Source organism: Bradyrhizobium pachyrhizi (assembly GCF_029714545.1).
Taxonomy (GTDB): domain Bacteria; phylum Pseudomonadota; class Alphaproteobacteria; order Rhizobiales; family Xanthobacteraceae; genus Bradyrhizobium; species Bradyrhizobium pachyrhizi.
The window spans coordinates 6,952,877-6,968,291 of record NZ_CP121667.1 but is presented as its reverse complement, the minus strand read 5'-3'; the positions used below and the strand labels follow the sequence as shown (position 1 = coordinate 6,968,291).

At 64.0% G+C, this 15,415-nt stretch carries 15 protein-coding genes and 1 tRNA gene; 7 read left to right on the top strand and 9 right to left on the bottom strand.

Going from position 1 to position 15,415, the window contains the following annotated elements:
• Positions 1–279 precede the first annotated feature (279 nt).
• The 5 genes from QA639_RS33055 to QA639_RS33035 form a co-directional block, all read right to left on the bottom strand.
• Positions 280–1,590 carry a type II toxin-antitoxin system HipA family toxin gene (locus QA639_RS33055; protein WP_283088111.1) on the bottom strand — a complete coding sequence of 437 codons (1,311 nt, stop codon included), beginning with the start codon at positions 1,588–1,590 and terminating at the stop codon, positions 280–282.
• Complete coding sequence (locus QA639_RS33050; RefSeq protein WP_283090652.1) at positions 1,590–1,844, bottom strand: helix-turn-helix domain-containing protein; 255 nt, start codon at positions 1,842–1,844, stop codon at positions 1,590–1,592. Before QA639_RS33050 ends, QA639_RS33055 begins: the two co-directional genes overlap by 1 nt.
• A 765-nt stretch (positions 1,845–2,609) precedes the next feature.
• A tRNA-Val gene (locus QA639_RS33045) sits at positions 2,610–2,684 on the bottom strand.
• A 113-nt stretch (positions 2,685–2,797) separates the two neighbouring features.
• A complete protein-coding gene (locus tag QA639_RS33040) occupies positions 2,798–4,081 on the bottom strand; it encodes a coiled-coil domain-containing protein (protein ID WP_283088110.1) in 1,284 nt (427 codons plus the stop codon).
• 237 nt (positions 4,082–4,318) lie between these two features.
• Complete coding sequence (locus tag QA639_RS33035; protein WP_016843676.1) at positions 4,319–4,924, bottom strand: DUF1134 domain-containing protein; 606 nt, start codon at positions 4,922–4,924, stop codon at positions 4,319–4,321.
• A gap of 153 nt (positions 4,925–5,077) precedes the next feature.
• Between QA639_RS33035 and QA639_RS33030 the strand changes: the two genes are divergently transcribed.
• Positions 5,078–5,542: a YHS domain-containing (seleno)protein gene (locus QA639_RS33030; protein WP_283088109.1), complete on the top strand. Its 465-nt coding sequence runs from the start codon at positions 5,078–5,080 to the stop codon at positions 5,540–5,542.
• Here QA639_RS33030 and cysQ read toward each other — a convergent pair whose 3' ends face one another.
• Positions 5,543–6,370 (bottom strand): 3'(2'),5'-bisphosphate nucleotidase CysQ, encoded by an 828-nt coding sequence (cysQ, locus tag QA639_RS33025; protein WP_283088108.1) that lies wholly within the window; start codon positions 6,368–6,370, stop codon positions 5,543–5,545.
• Between the two features lie 256 nt (positions 6,371–6,626).
• On the opposite strand from cysQ, the gene chpT reads away from it, so the two are divergent.
• The 6 genes from chpT (at position 6,627) to QA639_RS32995 (ending at position 13,279) form a co-directional block, all read left to right on the top strand.
• Positions 6,627–7,274: a histidine phosphotransferase ChpT gene (gene chpT, locus QA639_RS33020; RefSeq protein ID WP_283088107.1), complete on the top strand. Its 648-nt coding sequence runs from the start codon at positions 6,627–6,629 to the stop codon at positions 7,272–7,274.
• Positions 7,275–7,476: 202 nt separating this feature from the next.
• Positions 7,477–10,191: a hybrid sensor histidine kinase/response regulator gene (locus QA639_RS33015; protein WP_283088106.1), complete on the top strand. Its 2,715-nt coding sequence runs from the start codon at positions 7,477–7,479 to the stop codon at positions 10,189–10,191.
• Between the two features lie 22 nt (positions 10,192–10,213).
• Positions 10,214–10,684, top strand: coding sequence for a chemotaxis protein CheW (locus tag QA639_RS33010; protein WP_038378930.1), 471 nt, complete (start codon positions 10,214–10,216; stop codon positions 10,682–10,684).
• A 63-nt stretch (positions 10,685–10,747) separates the two neighbouring features.
• Entirely contained in the window at positions 10,748–11,113 is a 366-nt protein-coding gene (locus QA639_RS33005) for a response regulator (protein WP_018273268.1), read from the top strand.
• Between the two features lie 130 nt (positions 11,114–11,243).
• Positions 11,244–12,410: a protein-glutamate methylesterase/protein-glutamine glutaminase gene (locus tag QA639_RS33000; RefSeq protein WP_283088105.1), complete on the top strand. Its 1,167-nt coding sequence runs from the start codon at positions 11,244–11,246 to the stop codon at positions 12,408–12,410.
• Positions 12,407–13,279 carry a CheR family methyltransferase gene (locus QA639_RS32995; protein ID WP_283088104.1) on the top strand — a complete coding sequence of 291 codons (873 nt, stop codon included), beginning with the start codon at positions 12,407–12,409 and terminating at the stop codon, positions 13,277–13,279. The genes QA639_RS33000 and QA639_RS32995 overlap by 4 nt, the downstream gene beginning before the upstream one ends.
• Before the next feature lie 188 nt (positions 13,280–13,467).
• Here the strand turns inward: QA639_RS32995 and QA639_RS32990 are convergent, their stop codons facing one another.
• The 3 genes from QA639_RS32990 to QA639_RS32980 all read right to left on the bottom strand — a co-directional run bounded on the left by QA639_RS32990 (position 13,468) and on the right by QA639_RS32980 (position 15,411).
• Positions 13,468–14,625 carry a glutathionylspermidine synthase family protein gene (locus QA639_RS32990; protein ID WP_283088103.1) on the bottom strand — a complete coding sequence of 386 codons (1,158 nt, stop codon included), beginning with the start codon at positions 14,623–14,625 and terminating at the stop codon, positions 13,468–13,470.
• A gap of 33 nt (positions 14,626–14,658) precedes the next feature.
• On the bottom strand, positions 14,659–14,877 hold the full coding sequence (locus QA639_RS32985) for a hypothetical protein (protein WP_283088102.1): 219 nt from the start codon (positions 14,875–14,877) through the stop codon (positions 14,659–14,661).
• A 108-nt stretch (positions 14,878–14,985) separates the two neighbouring features.
• Complete coding sequence (locus QA639_RS32980) at positions 14,986–15,411, bottom strand: hypothetical protein (protein WP_283088101.1); 426 nt, start codon at positions 15,409–15,411, stop codon at positions 14,986–14,988.
• Positions 15,412–15,415 lie beyond the last annotated feature (4 nt).

Sequence of the window (15,415 nt, the reverse complement as noted above, 5' to 3'; positions counted from 1 at the left end):
TTTTGGATCGACGTGTTGATAGAAATCAGAGACGGGCCAAGGTGATGGACCAAATGGTTGGACGACATGTACTTCTGTTCTGCCTTGAGTACGCGCGCCATCACGGCGCAGCGGTCGCTGATGTTCTCATCCTTTCGTGCGAAGAAGACATGTAGCGGTACTAGCCGGCCGCACCAGCTCACGTGATGGATAGGCATTACGCTGTCCTTCGTTTCGGCTTTGCGAGCGCTGGCCGACCGCCATCCGATAGAACTGTTGGTTCCACCACGGTCGGCCAGCCTAATTTGACTCGTTGATCAGCTTGATGCGGTGGAGAGCAGCGGTCCGTATCGACTCCGTGATGTTTTTCGGGAAGCCTTTGGGCAAGGCTTTTGCGACCTTCTCGTAATTGGCCTCGAATGTCGCGGTCAGATCATCAAAGATCGAGCGCACGACAGGAATGCCGATGCCTGACATCTCGGCCGTCTGGACGAAATGGCGCGGCAGGATCTCATTCACTGTGTAGTGGCGGCTCTTCCCGACGGACATAGCCAGCTTGAACGACTTGGGCTGAATTTGCTTTGCATCCAGACTGGGTTGCGCGCTTAGCACATCATAAAGCGGCGTGAGGCGGAAGCGTCCTCCGGGGTTGAGGAAGATGCTGAAGTTCTTGGCATGGCCATCCGTGGCACCGATCAGCCAAAATACGACACCTGATCGCATGAAGATCGCGGTATCATCAGCGGGGGCATCGCTGCCCTTAAGCAGCTCGAGAATTTCTTTCATGCCGGGACCGCCATCCGATTGATATTTTCGTGTAGGCGGAATCGATAGGGCTTGGCAGCAATCCTCTTGTGGCAGCCGGAGTAGACGCTTGTCTTTTGTCCAGCGGCGGTCAAAACGCTCAACGACAAGCGTGCGACGGCCGCCGAAGTCCGCGATTTCGGCATTAGCCGCCGGCACGCCAAGAGCTGCAATCAGCTTGAGACAAAAATACTCGTTCTCGACGCTGTTTGAGAGGTCGACGCCGTTAGGCAAGCGCCCAATTTGTGGTTTCAGAATATGGGTGGTCGCAGTTGTTCCGGACGGCTTGTACCATTTGCTATCGCGGCGCAGTAGGGCTGTCTTTTCCTGAGCGCCGGCCAGCGAGATGCGGAAATCGTCGTCTTCGCCCATGCCAAGCGGCGCAGCGGCGAGGTTTTGAATGATGTCCGTAATTTCCTTGTCGCTGACCGGTTTCCCGTCGATCTTTCCCGTTGGAGCTGGATTGATGCCCTCCGGCAAAAATTGGAGCGCCCCGACACAGTCGTGGCCGACTGTCGAAAGCATGCTGTAGGCGTCGGTGCCATTTGCTCCGACGCGCTCGGCGACGCGCCTCCGTATCGTCTCACTATCGGGCAAGAGATTGTCGAAGACATTGATCACAGGCGCCCCAATGTACCGATCCTCGCGAAGCGGCAAGGAGAGCGAAATCGGGAACGTGGAGTTCCAGGCGAGCCAGTTGGCATCGTACCGGAAATCGATCGCCCCACTGGACTCGCGCTTGAGCATCCCCGCGTGACGGCCGTTCACGAATACGTTTAGTCGTGAATTAGCTCGCGAGCGGGCCATCAGAAGATATCCTCAATGTCGGCAGCGCTGGCTTTGCTTCGCGGACGAATGACGAGCTCGAGATCGAGCGCGGCCAAAGCCTCCATCACGGTGTGAAGCTGCATGGCCGGTGCCCCTCCTTCCAGCCGGGATACAGTTCCCTGCCGAAGATGGATGCTTTTCCCGAGGTCGGACTGTGTCAGGCCGGCCTTCTTACGAGCTCGGCGCAGGATCGCTCCGAGCTGCTTTTCTGTTCTCGCGATTTGCTGGGTCATGGTCTTCCTGCGGAATAAAATATACGCGATCGCGCATAAAAAGTAAATATACGCGATCCTGTATAAATTTTCTGTATACGAGATCGCGTATAAATTACCCGTATACGCGATCGCGGATAAGCTCCGAGCCGGACATACCGCCGGCATGAAGGACAGTTCAAGTTGCAGGCCCATCTCAAGGCTGCGATAGGCGGCGAACGGCTGCTGTCCAGGGTAAACCACGATCTCGGCGTTCCAGCAGGGGAACCCCACCGCGTCCGAACAGCAACGCTCATTAGAGCGGCTCGTCATGACCGTTCCGTCATGGCCCGTGGCACGCGGCGCCCCGTATGCCGGACCGGCAACAAGCCGCCTTCTTCATCAGCCGGTAGACGCGCTTGGCATTGGCGGGACCGTGGCCGGCGGATCGCCGCTCGTCGCTTTAGAGAGCAGCGATCCACCGGTATTCATAGTTCGGGCGGCCATTCACAAGGCGCGGATATCGGAAGTGAGCTCCGACTCCGCGGCACGGGTCTGGTGACCGCGCTTTGGCGGCATACCGACCCTTCGGCGCCGATTCGCGAAAAATCTACGCCGAGAGACCTATTCCGGCCCGCCACGGAAGACCCTGAAATGACAAAAGCCGCAATGGCAGATCTGACGGAACACAAAGTAATTTTTTGCAAGCGGCCGCAATATTTGATGTATGCCCAGGCTGTGCCCCAGTTATCTCGGGGCACATTCTAAGGGAGTCTGGTTTGTAAGTCGTTGATTCTGAAGGTTTAATGGTGGACGCACAAGGGATCGAACCTTGGACCTCTCCCGTGTGAAGGGAACGCTCTCCCGCTGAGCTATGCGTCCGGGATGTGACGTGCCAAAAGCCGCTGATCGGCGGCCGGTCGAAAAGTGGCGCTTCGTCAGAGCGTGCGATTTACGAAGTGCCGGGTAGGGGTGTCAAGCCAAACCCTGCGGAATTAAGCCCCTTGCTGGCGGGCGCGGGAGGCGTGTGACTGCAGCGCCCGGATGCGCTCGGCGAGCGTGCCGCCGCCCTCGGGCATCCCGCTGCCCGGCGAAACGCCGTTGGCGGACTTGGCCGCCGCCTTGCCCGGCACCGTCGGCTCCGCCGCCAGCATGGCCTCGATCGCCGAATTCGGGCCCTCGAGCTGGATCGCGAGCTTGGCAACCTCGGCGGCAATGTCGTTGATGCGCTCGCGCAGCAGCGCATTCTCCATCCGCTCGGTCGCCCAGGAGCTCTCGGCCTGCTGCTGGATCGCGTTGATGTCGCGCTGCAGCTTGCCGCGCTCGTCGCTGACGGTGCGCAGCTGCTCCTCGACTTGAGTCTTCTCCTGGCGCAGCTTGTCGAGCGCGGAGGATTTGCCGCCGCCCACTGCTGCGATCTCCTCGCGCAGCTCCTGCACAGTCCGCTCGGCGGCGGCGTTGGCCTGCTTCAATTGGCCGTTCTCGAATTCACGCTCGGCAAGCAGCTTGCCCTGGGTCGCAAGCCGCGTCTCAAGGTCGTTGACCCGGTTGCCGAGCATCTCGGCTTCCTTGACCTGGGCGACGAGCTGGCGGTCGAGGTCGGTGACGCGCTGGCTCAGATTCTCGACTCGGCCGCGCGCGTCGGTGAGATCGCGCGTTGCGGTTTCCGACTGGTTGCGCTCCTGGGCGAGGCGGGCTTCGGTTGCCGCGAATTCCCTGGCGGCATCGCCGACCCGGTTCTTCAGCTCCTCGACCTGGGTCCGCACCGCGACCAGTTCGATCTGGCGGCTGTCGGCGGTCATCGCGCGGTCGTTGAGCTCGGCGTTGATCTTGCCAAGCTCGCCCTGCTTGTCGGTCAGCGCCTGCTCGGCGTTGCGCAACAGCTCGGTCTTGGCTGAGAACTCTTCCTCGGTGGCGCGAAGCTGCTCCTTCATCGCCTTCTCGCGCGCCTCCAGCGCGAAGATCGCGGCGTTCTTCTCGCCGAGCTCGATCTTCATGCGGTTGATCGCATCGGTCTTCTTGCCGAGCTCGGCGAGCTGGCTCGTGGTCTTGCTCTTGAGCTGGTCGACGCTCATCTCGAGCCGGCGGGCCGACATGGCGAATTCGGCGCGGAGCTGGTCCTTGTCGGCCTGGATCTCGGCCATCGACAGCGGGGTGGCCGCCTCCATGCGGCGCGTAGTCAGCCGCACCGCCCGGTTGTGCACCAGCGGAACGATCATCAGGCCGCACAGCATCGAGATCAGGAAACCGATCGCCGCGTACATGATCGGCTCGATCATGAAGGGTCACTCCAAGAAAAGAAGGAATTTGTTAATCACAATGCCACGGCGGGCCGGCCAAAGGCCAGCCCGATTGCCGCGTTAACCTGAATTGCTAACCGTGCCGCAGCGCCGGCCTCATCACCCGATCAGGGCTGCGACCTCGCGCTTCGTTCCGACTGAATCGGAACGAGGCTCTGGATTCTGTCTTGACGCGCTTTCTTGATGCGAACCGCCGTCCAATGCGCTGGAAACGCTCTAGAACGGGTTCCAGGTCGCGCGCGGGGTGAATTTGAGATAGCCGACGCTGGCGCCGAGCCGCAAGCCGATGCCCGAGCGAATCGGGACCAGCACGATGTTGTTGGCGGTCAGCGCCGTCATGCCGAAGCCGCCGACGATATAGGCCGAGCCGTCGATGCCGACGAAGCGCTGATAGATCGCCTGGGTCGAAGGGAGGTTGTAGACCAGCGTCATGGTCCTCGCGCCGTCGCCGCCCCAGTCGAAGCCGACCGAGGGACCCTGCCAGTAGACCCTGAGGTCGCCGGCGTTCTTGGTGTAGAGCGTGCCTTCGCCATAGCGCAGCCCGGCCACGAAGGCGCCGGAGCCTTCCTCGCCGAGCACATAACCGTTGGGCAGGCCCCATTGGCTGACGGCGCGCTCGATGACCGAGGCGAGTCCGCGCGAGACATTGCCGAAGAACTTGTGTCCGGCATTGACCAGTTCGTCGGGCCCGTAAGTATACGGGGTCGGTTCACGCTGTGGCGGCGGATATTGCGGTGGCGGGCCCTGCTGCGCGGACGCCCCTGCGCTCCAGCACATCAGCGCGGCAAACGCGACCGCGGCAAGGCGTGATGCGAAAGTCATTAAGAACCCCTGCTATCGAAATCCGGGCGCTGCCCTTTAACCTGATGCCAACAGGCACGGCTCTAGGTTGCGCCCGGTGTCCCCTCGACTCGGATGTTATCGGTATCAACTATGACGGCACAACGGCAGGAAAGATATGGATCGTGCCGCGGGATGGCGTTTTTCGGCCTGTTGGCGGGCATTTTGGCGGCCGTCTGGCCCTCTTTGCCTGTTCAGGCCACCACAACCGAGCGCGTGGTGACGAACCGCTACTCCGGACTGGCGATCGAGGGATTCGATCCCGTCGCTTATTTCACCGATGCCGCCGCCACCCAGGGGCGGCCGGAATTCGAGGCCGCAGAGAACGGCGTGGTCTGGCGTTTCCGCAACGAGGGCAACCGCGCTTCGTTCGTGGCGCATCCCGAAATCTATGGCCCGCAATTCGGCGGCTACGATCCGACCGATCTGGTGCGGGGCGTCACCTGCGCGGGCAATCCGCGCTTCTGGGCCGTCGTCGGGAACAGGCTTTACCTGTTCAACCGGGAACGCAGCCGTGACGCGTTCGCCGCCGATCCCGCGCGCTTTTTGAAGGAAGCCGCGGTGCGTTGGCCGGAGCTGGAAGACAATCTCGCGCAGTGATCACGGCGCCGCGGCCGGGTCGCCCCAGGCAATGAATTCCGGCACCAGAAAGTCTTCGCGGCCCAGCCCGAAATGCAACGGGCTGCCGTTCGAATCGGTGACTTTGCCGCCGGCCGCAACGACGACCGCGTGCCCGGCCGCCACATCCCATTCCGATGTCGGCGACAGGCGGGGATAGATATCGACCTCGCCCTCGGCGACGCGGCCGAATTTGACGGCCGAGCCCAGCACGGCGCGGACCGCGCCGCCGCGTTCGTCGATGAAGGCTTCGGTGCGTGCATCGCCATGCGAGCGGCTCACTGCCACCGTCCATGGGGCGCCGCGCGGCGGGCAGCGACGGGTCTTGATCGGCACCGCCTGCGAAACCGCGCCGGCCTGCAGCGTCAGCCGCTCCGCGCCCTTGCCGACGATGCCGCGCCAGATCAGGCCGAGCGCCGGTGCGCCGACGATGCCGAGCAGCGGCACGCCCTGCGTGACCAGCGCCACATTGACGGTGAATTCATTGCGACCGGCAACGAATTCCTTGGTGCCGTCGAGCGGATCGATCAGGAAGAAACTGTCCTTGTAAGGCGGCGTCGCCAGATGGACGCGCTCCTCCGACAGCAGCGACACCTGCGGCGCGAGCCGCGTCAGCCCTTCGACGATGATGTGGTCGGCGGCGAGATCGGCCTCGGTGACCGGCGACCCGTCGCTCTTGCCGGTCACATTCATCGCGGAACGATTGACGGCAAGAATTGCCTCGCCGGCGCGGACCACCAGTTCGGTCAGCGATTCGAGCAGCGTCGCGGCGGCCTCGCAGCCGATCAGGGACGGCTGTGCCCTATTCATGTGCGGATCTCATATCAGCGGGTCGCATATCCTGTTTGTGTTCCCTGAGATCATGATGCGATGACGGAGCATCGCATCATGATCTCATCTCCTTGTTTGAGCATGACCTTTTCGGAAAACCGGTTTCCACTTTTCCGGATCATGCTTTATCAGCCCCGTCGCAAGCTGGCAGCATCCGTCTGCGCGGTGTATCAAGCCCACAGGCATGCGTGATTCGCACTCCTCGGTCGGCGTGCGGCTTTCCAGGAAACAATTGATGTCTGGCACTTCGTCTCCCGGTCCCGCTCCCGACGCGCTCGAACTCGCGGCGCTCTTGTGCTCGCGGGTCTGTCACGATCTCATCAGTCCGGTCGGTGCGATCGTCAATGGGCTTGAGGTCCTTGACGACAATCCCAAGCCCGAAGATCGCGACTTCGCGCTCGATCTGATTCGCAAGAGCGCCAAGACCGCTTCGGCGCGGTTGCAGTTCTGCCGGCTGGCGTTCGGAGCGGCCGGTTCCTCCGGCGCGCAGATCGACCTCGGCGATGCCCAGAACATGGCGAAGGGGCATATCGAGGACGGCAAGGTGGCGCTGACCTGGAATTTGCCGCGGCTGCTGTTACCCAAGAACCGGGTCAAGCTGCTCTTGAACATGCTGGTCATCGCGCAGCAGACGATCCCGCGTGGCGGCACGCTGACGATCGATCCGGTCGGCGAAGGCGAGGCGATGAGCTTCCGCATCACGGCCGCGGGCCTCAATGCGCGCGTGCCGCAGAACATCGTCGATCTCCTGAATGCGACCTCGCCGAACACGGTCGATGCGCATGCGGTGCAACCGCACTACACCCGCCTGCTGGCGGAAGCCTGCGGGCTGAAGGTGACGCTCGCGCTCGACGGCGACAAGGTCATCATTGCCGCGTCCTGACCGCGGCCGCGCCGATATCATTAATCAAAGGTTACGACCGGCCGCGCGATTCGATCGCGCGGCCTTATCTCTTTGTTGATCCCGTTCCTTTCCATTTGCTCAACCAAACTTAAACGCTTTGCGGAGAAGCTGACCTGAGTTCCGTCAGGCGCGTCGATGTTGCGCGCCGCTGCGTTTTCGGCGTTTTTCGAAGGTTGGTTTCATGGACGATCTGTTGCGCGAGTTCCTGACGGAGAGCAGCGAGAGCCTGGATACGGTCGACAACCAGCTGGTGCAGTTCGAGCAGGATCCGAACAACGCGAAGATCCTGGATAACATCTTCCGGCTGGTGCACACCATCAAGGGCACCTGCGGCTTCCTCGGGCTGCCGCGGCTCGAGGCGCTGGCGCATGCCGGCGAGACCCTGATGGGCAAATTCCGCGACGGCATGCCGGTGAAGGCGGAAGCCGTGACGCTGATCCTGTCCTCGATCGACCGCATCAAGGAGATCCTTGCAGGGCTCGAGGCGACCGAGGCCGAGCCTGAAGGCAACGACCGCGATCTGATCGATCAGCTCGAGGCCATGGTCGAGCACGGCATGGCGGCGATGGCAGTTGCTGCTGAAGAAGACGTGCCGGTCGTCGAAGCCCCGTCCGTGCAGGCGGCAATGACCGATGGCACGCTGGTGGTGCAGACGCTGGAGCGTCCGCTGCGTCCGGGCGAGGTCTCGCTCGACGAGCTCGAGCGCGCCTTCCGCGAGACCGAGACCGAAGTCGCCGCACCGGCGCCGGTCGTGAAGCCTGCCGCTGCGGCTCCCGCCGCCGAGCCGGCTGAGGCTGCAAAGAAGCCGGCCCGCAAGGCCGCCGGTGAGGACGTTCAGGAAGGCGACAAGATCGCCAACCAGTCGATCCGGGTCAATGTCGACACCCTCGAACACCTCATGACCATGGTCTCCGAGCTGGTCCTGACCCGCAACCAGCTGCTGGAGATCTCCCGCCGCAACGAGGACACCGAGTTCAAGGTGCCCTTGCAGCGGCTCTCCAACGTCACCGCCGAGCTGCAGGAAGGCGTCATGAAGACGCGCATGCAGCCGATCGGCAATGCCTGGCAGAAGCTGCCGCGCATCGTCCGCGACCTCTCCGGCGAACTCGGCAAGCAGATCGAGCTCGAGATGCACGGCGCCGACACCGAGCTCGACCGCCAGGTGCTCGACCTGATCAAGGATCCGTTGACGCACATGGTGCGCAACTCCGCCGATCATGGGCTCGAGACCACCGCCGAGCGGGTCGCCGCCGGCAAGGGAGAACAGGGCACCATTCGCCTGTCCGCCTATCACGAGGGCGGCCACATCATCATCTGCATTGCCGACAATGGCCGCGGGCTCAACACCGAGCGGATCAAGGCCAAGGCGCTCCAGAACGGTCTCGTCACCGAGGCCGAGCTGGAGAAGATGACCGAGGCCCAGATCCACAAGTTCATCTTCGCGCCGGGCTTCTCGACCGCCGCCCAGGTCACCTCGGTGTCGGGCCGCGGCGTCGGCATGGACGTGGTGCGCACCAATATCGACCAGATCGGCGGCACCATCGACATCAAGAGCGTGGCCGGCGAGGGTGCTTCCGTCACCATCAAGATCCCGCTGACCCTTGCGATCGTCTCCGCCCTGATCGTGGAAGCCGGCGGCGACCGCTTTGCGATTCCCCAATTGTCTGTCGTCGAGCTGGTGCGCGCCCGCGCCAACTCCGAGCACCGCATCGAGCGCATCAAGGACACCGCGGTCTTGCGCCTGCGCAACAAGCTGCTGCCGCTGATCCACCTCAAGAAGCTGCTCAAGATCGACGACGGCGCGACCACAACCGACGCCGAGAACGGCTTCATCGTGGTCACTCAAGTGGGCAGCCAGACCTTCGGCATCGTGGTCGACGGCGTGTTCCACACCGAGGAGATCGTGGTCAAGCCGATGTCCACAAAACTGCGGCACATCGACATGTTCTCCGGCAACACCATTTTGGGCGATGGCGCCGTGATCATGATCATCGACCCCAACGGCATCGCAAAAGCGCTGGGCGCGTCCGGCTCCTCGGCCCATGACCTGGCCGACGACAATGCGAACGCCCATGCGGCGAGCGGCGAGCAGCTGACCTCGCTGCTGGTGTTCCGCGCCGGCTCCGCGCAGCCCAAGGCGGTGCCGCTCGGCCTCGTCACCCGGCTGGAGGAGATCGCAACCGACAAGATCGAGCTCTCGAACGGCCGCTACATGGTGCAGTACCGCGAGCAGCTGATGCCGCTGGTGCAGATGGCCGGGGTCGAGGTGCAGTCGCAGGGTTCGCAGCCGATCCTGGTGTTCGCTGACGACGGCCGCTCGATGGGGCTCGTGGTCGACGAGATCATCGACATCGTCGAGGAGCGGCTCAACATCGAGGTCGCGGGTTCGCAGGACGGCATTCTGGGCTCGGCCGTGATCAAGGGCCAGGCCACCGAGGTGATCGACGTCGGCCACTTCCTGCCGATGGCGTTCGCCGACTGGTTCTCGCGCAAGGAGATGCGCCCGTCGGCCTCGGCGCAGTCGGTGCTGCTGGTCGATGACTCAGCGTTCTTCCGCAACATGCTGGCGCCGGTCTTGAAGGCCGCCGGCTACAAGGTCAGGACCGCGGGCGGCGCGCAGGAAGGGCTCGCCGCGCTGCGTTCGGGACAGGCCTTCGACGTCGTGCTGACCGACATCGAGATGCCCGAGATGAACGGCTTCGAGTTCGCCGAGAACATCCGAAGCGACCACAATCTGATCGGGCTGCCGATCATCGCGCTGTCGGCGATGGTGTCGCCGGCGGCGATCGAGCGCGGCCGGCAGGCCGGCTTCCACGACTATGTCGCCAAGTTTGACCGTCCCGGGCTGATCGCGGCGCTGAAAGAGCAGACCGCCGAACTGCGCCGGGCGGCATGACACGGGATAAGGACAAGGATTGATGACCAGCAAGACCGAGACAAGCGAAGGCGCGATGGCCGAATACGTCACCGCCGTGATCGGCGGGCAGCTGTTCGGCCTGCCGATCTCGCGGGTGCAGGACGTGTTCATGCCGGAGCGGCTGACGCGGGTGCCGCTGGCCTCCAGCGAGATCGCCGGCGTGCTCAATCTGCGCGGCCGGATCGTCACCGTGGTCGACATGCGCGCCCGGCTCGGGCTGCCGAAGGCCGATGACGGCCAGCTGCCGATGGCGGTCGGCGTCGACCAGCGCGGCGAATCCTATGGCCTGCTGATCGACCAGATCGGCGAGGTGCTGCGGCTGCCCGACGACAGCCGCGAGGACAACCCGGTCAACCTCGATCCCCGCATGGCCAAGCTCGCCGGCGGCGTCCACCGCCTCGACGGCCAGCTCATGGTCGTCCTCGACGTCGATCGCGTGCTCGAACTGGTGCCCGATGCCAAAGCGGCGTGAACAGGGCCGCCCGAACTGAAGAACTGAAACATCCCACCGGGGATGAGGAAGTAGAGGTCGCAGATGAGAACCTGTCTTGTTGTCGATGACTCAAGCGTCATTCGCAAGGTCGCCCGCCGCATCCTGGAAGGGCTCGACTTCCAGATCGTCGAGGCTGAGGATGGCGCCAAGGCGCTCGAGGCCTGCAAGCGCGCGATGCCGGAAGCCGTGCTGCTCGACTGGAACATGCCGGTCATGGACGGCTACGAGTTTCTCGGCAATCTCCGCCGCATGCCCGGCGGCGATCAGCCCAAGGTCGTGTTCTGCACCACCGAGAATGACGTCGCGCATATCGCACGCGCACTGCATGCCGGCGCCAACGAATACATCATGAAGCCGTTCGACCGGGACATCGTCACCGCGAAGTTCCAGGAAGTCGGGCTGATCTAGAGCATGATCCGGAAAAGTGGGAACCGGTTTTCCGAGAAGATCATGCTGACTTAGATTCTCCGTTCGATCCGGCGGCAGAAGCCTTCGGCTCAACGGTTGTTGTGCGTCGTGTTGCGTCGCTGGTGAAGCCATGAGTGTTGCGTTGACAAGTACTGCGGTCCCGACATCGAGCCGTTCCGACAAGGTGCGGGTGATGGTGGTCGACGATTCCGTGGTGATCCGCGGGATGATCTCGCGCTGGATCGGCGCCGAGCCCGACATGGAGGTCGTCGCCTCGCTGCGCACCGGCCTCGACGCCGTCAACCAGCTCGAGCGCATCAACCCCGATGTCGCGGTGCTCGATATCGAGATGCCCGACCTCGACGGCATCTCGGCGCTGCCGCAGCTGCTGGCGAAGAAGCGCGATCTCGTCGTCATCATGGCCTCCACGCTGACCCGCCGCAACGCGGAGATCAGCCTGAAGGCTCTCTCGCTCGGTGCGTCCGACTATATTCCGAAGCCGGAAAGCACGCGCGAGGCCACCGCCGCGGAAACCTTCCGCCACGACCTGATCCAGAAGATCCGTCATCTCGGCGCCAAGGCGCGGCGCAGCCCGGTGCACACGACGGCAAGCCCGCCGCTTGCGCCCGGTCATGACAGACCGCGGCCGTCTATTCCCGCTGCCGCGCACACGGCGCCGGCCCAGGCCACGCGCCGTTCGTTCGGCCTGCTGCCGCCCAAGGTGCTGATGATCGGCTCGTCGACCGGCGGACCGCAGGCGCTGATGACGCTGGTCGCCGAGATCGGCCCGGTGATTGATCGCTTCCCGGTGTTGATCACCCAGCACATGCCGCCGACCTTCACGACCATTCTCGCCGAGCACCTGGCGCGCACCAGCAAGCGGCCGGCGCATGAGGGGATTGACGGCGAGAGCATCAGGCCGGGCCAGATCTATCTGGCGCCAGGCGGGCGCCACATGCGCGTCGCCCGCCACGGCGTCGATGCCACGATCGCGCTCGACGACGGGCCGCCGGTCAATTTCTGCAAGCCCGCGGTGGATCCGATGTTTACCTCTGCGATCGATGTCTGGCAGGGCAGCATCATGTCCGTGATCCTGACCGGCATGGGCTCCGACGGCATGCGCGGCGGCAAGGACATCGTCGCCGCCGGCGGCAGCGTGATCGCCCAGGACGAAGCGACCAGCGTGGTGTGGGGCATGCCCGGCGCCGCGGTCAATGCCGGCATCTGCGCCGCGGTGCTGCCGCTCAATCAGATCGCACCGAAGCTTGTTCGGGTATTTGCGGGAGACCGTTCGTGACGCTGCTGGACTACGAGTATCTGCGTAAGCTGCTGAAGGAGCGTTCCGGCCTCGATCTCTCCGCCGACAAGCAGTATCTGGTCGAGAGCCGCCTGCTGCCGTTGGCGCGCCGGTCGAACCTCGCCGGGATTCCCGAGCTGGTGCAGCGGATGAAGGGCGGCGCGGAGCTGCTGACATCGGAGGTGGTCGAAGCGATGACCACCAACGAGACCTTCTTCTTTCGCGACAAGATCCCGTTCGACCATCTGAAGGAAGCGGTGCTGCCCGCGCTCGCGCAGGCGCGCGCGGCGCGCCGCAGCTTGCGCATCTGGTGCGCGGCGTCGTCGACCGGGCAGGAGCCGTATTCAATTGCGATGCTGCTGAAGGAGATGACTGCGCTGTTTGCCGGCTGGCGGATCGAGATCATCGCCACCGACCTGTCGCAGGCGGTGCTCGAAAAGGCGAAGGCCGGCCTGTTCAGCCAGTTCGAGGTGCAGCGCGGCCTGCCGATCCAGCTGCTGGTCAAGTATTTCGTGCAGAAGGGCGAGCTCTGGCAGCTCAATGCCGATGTTCGCGGCATGGTGCAGCACCGCCAGCTCAATCTGTTGCAGGACCTGTCGCATCTCGGCACCTTCGACGTAATCTTCTGTCGCAACGTGCTGATCTATTTCGATCAGCAGACCAAGGCCGGTATCTTCGGCAAGGTGGCCCGAATGCTCGAGCCCGACGGCGTGCTGGCGCTTGGCGCGGCGGAATCCGTGGTCGGCATCACCAACCTGTTCAGGCCCTATCCCGACCGGCGCGGGCTCTATCAGCCGAACACTGCGCCGGTCGCGCGCGCCGGCGCCGCGCTGCATGTGCTGAAGGCGGTTGCGTCCGCTGCGCGGTGAGGCGAGACATCTCGTTTTAACTCCGTCACCCTGAGAAGCCGCGAAGCGGCGTCTCGAAGGGTTGAGGGCCACCAGCGGGGGCCGTGCATCCTTCGAGGCTCGCAAGGGCTCGTACCTCCAGCGACAAAGGCGAAGCCTTTGCGCGGGGATGACAGCGACAGAGCCGCGTTCGTTTCAACGTTCATGAGCTACAAAATCGCGTGCGGCAGGAAGCGCGAGGTGTTGCCGGTGATCGGATTCTCGTCTTCCCGAATCGAGAGTCCGCAGGGCGTGCCATCGACCAGCCAGCTGCCGAGTACCGGATACTGCCCGGAAAAATTCGGCAGTGGCGCCAGTGCCTGGCGGATGAAACCTTCGGTGCCGTAGGGGCCTTGCTCGGCGACCAGCGTGACGCCGGCGCTGACCAGCTCGACATTGGCGCCCTCGCGCGAATAGATCGGCTTGCGCACGAACGACGTGCCGAGCCGGGCGGCTTGCGGGTCGTCCTCGAAATAGGCCGGCAGCAGATTGGGGTGGTTCGGGAACATCTCCCAGAGCAGCGGCAGGATGCCCTTGTTGGAGAGGATCGCCTTCCACGGCGGCTCGATCCATTGCGTCGGCGCGGTCGAGAGGTTCTTGCCGAACGCGTCGTGGAACATCCATTCCCAGGGATAGAGCTTGAACGCGAGCGCGATCGGGCGTTCGTCGAGGTCGACGAACTGACCGTCGTCGCGCAGTCCGATCTCCTCGATGTCGAGCAGCGTGGTCTTCAGCCCGGCCTGCGCTGCGGTGTCCTCGAGATAGGCGAGCGTGCCGGCGTCCTCGGGATTTCCGGTCAGTCCGGTGAGATGCAGCGGGTGGGTCGCGCCGATGCTCTTCCAGGCCTCGATCAGCCGGTCGTGGATCGAGTTGAACTGGTCGGCGCGCTTCGGGATGATGTTGCGCGCAATCGCCTGTTCGAGCCAGGTCCATTGAAACACCGCGGCCTCGAAGATCGAGGTCGGCGTGTCGGCATTGTATTCGAGCAGCTTGGCCGGGCCGCGGCCGTCGAAGGTGAGATCGAGCCGACCGTACAGGCTCGGATTCTTGCGGCGCCAGCTTGCCGCAATCAGATCCCAGAACGCCTCCGGTATCTTCAGCCGGCGCAGATAGCGCTCATCCCTGACCGCGCGTCCGGCGAGTTCGAGACACATCGCGTCGATCTCGCCGGTCGGCGCCTCGATCGAGCGCTCGATCTCGTCCAGGGTGAACGCGTAATAGGCGCGCTCGTCCCAGTACCGTTCGCCGTCGATGGTGTGGAAGGTGAAGCCGGCATTCTCGGCAGTCGTCCGCCAATCGTCGCGTTCGGGACATGCGATGCGTTGCATGAGGGGAAACCGCGCTCGCTCGTCAGCCTGGTGTCAGCTTCCGCCATGCGACGGATCGTCGTCGCCGTGGCGGGCGATGGTGCGCGGCGCGCCGCCGAAGCCGCCGGAGGGCGAGCGTTCGGCGGGCTTTCGCTTCGCGTCGTGCCCTGCATGGTGGTGGCTGCGGGCATGGCTTGGCGTCAGGCCGATCGACGCCGCGCCGATCGCGATACTCCCCATCAATTTCAGCCATACGCGGCGCGAGCGTTTCATGGACGCAATCCCTGCCTTGCCGTCTGCGGAGCCATGCCGAGTTTCCATCAGCTGCGTTCGCCGGGCAAGCGAAAGCGCGATGACACGGCGATGACACGGCAACATGCATCAGCCACCGCTGAAGCCGAACGCATGCGCGAATGAACCGAAGCCGCCGCGGCTCACCGACGAGCTTGACGACGAGCTCGAAGACGAGGAGGTGCCGCTCGACGACGAGCTGCTGTTGAAGAAGCTGCTGCGTGACGAGCCGCCGCTGCCGCCCGATCCGGACGACGAACTGCGCGCCGTGCAGTCGACGCCGGGTTGTGGCTGGACCGGGGTGGCGACGCCCGGTGCGGTGACGCCCGGCGGCGTCGGCGGCACCGGCTGGCAATTCGGCCGCGGCATCAGCGCGTAGGCACTGCCGCCGACCGCGAGCGTGCCCATCAAGAGCAGCGCGACATGGTTGGAGCGCTTGGATGGCGCATCCGGCCGCGGCGGCGTCGGCACGACCGGTCGCCGTTTGCCGAAGTCCGGGTTCGGTTTGCGCGCCATGGTG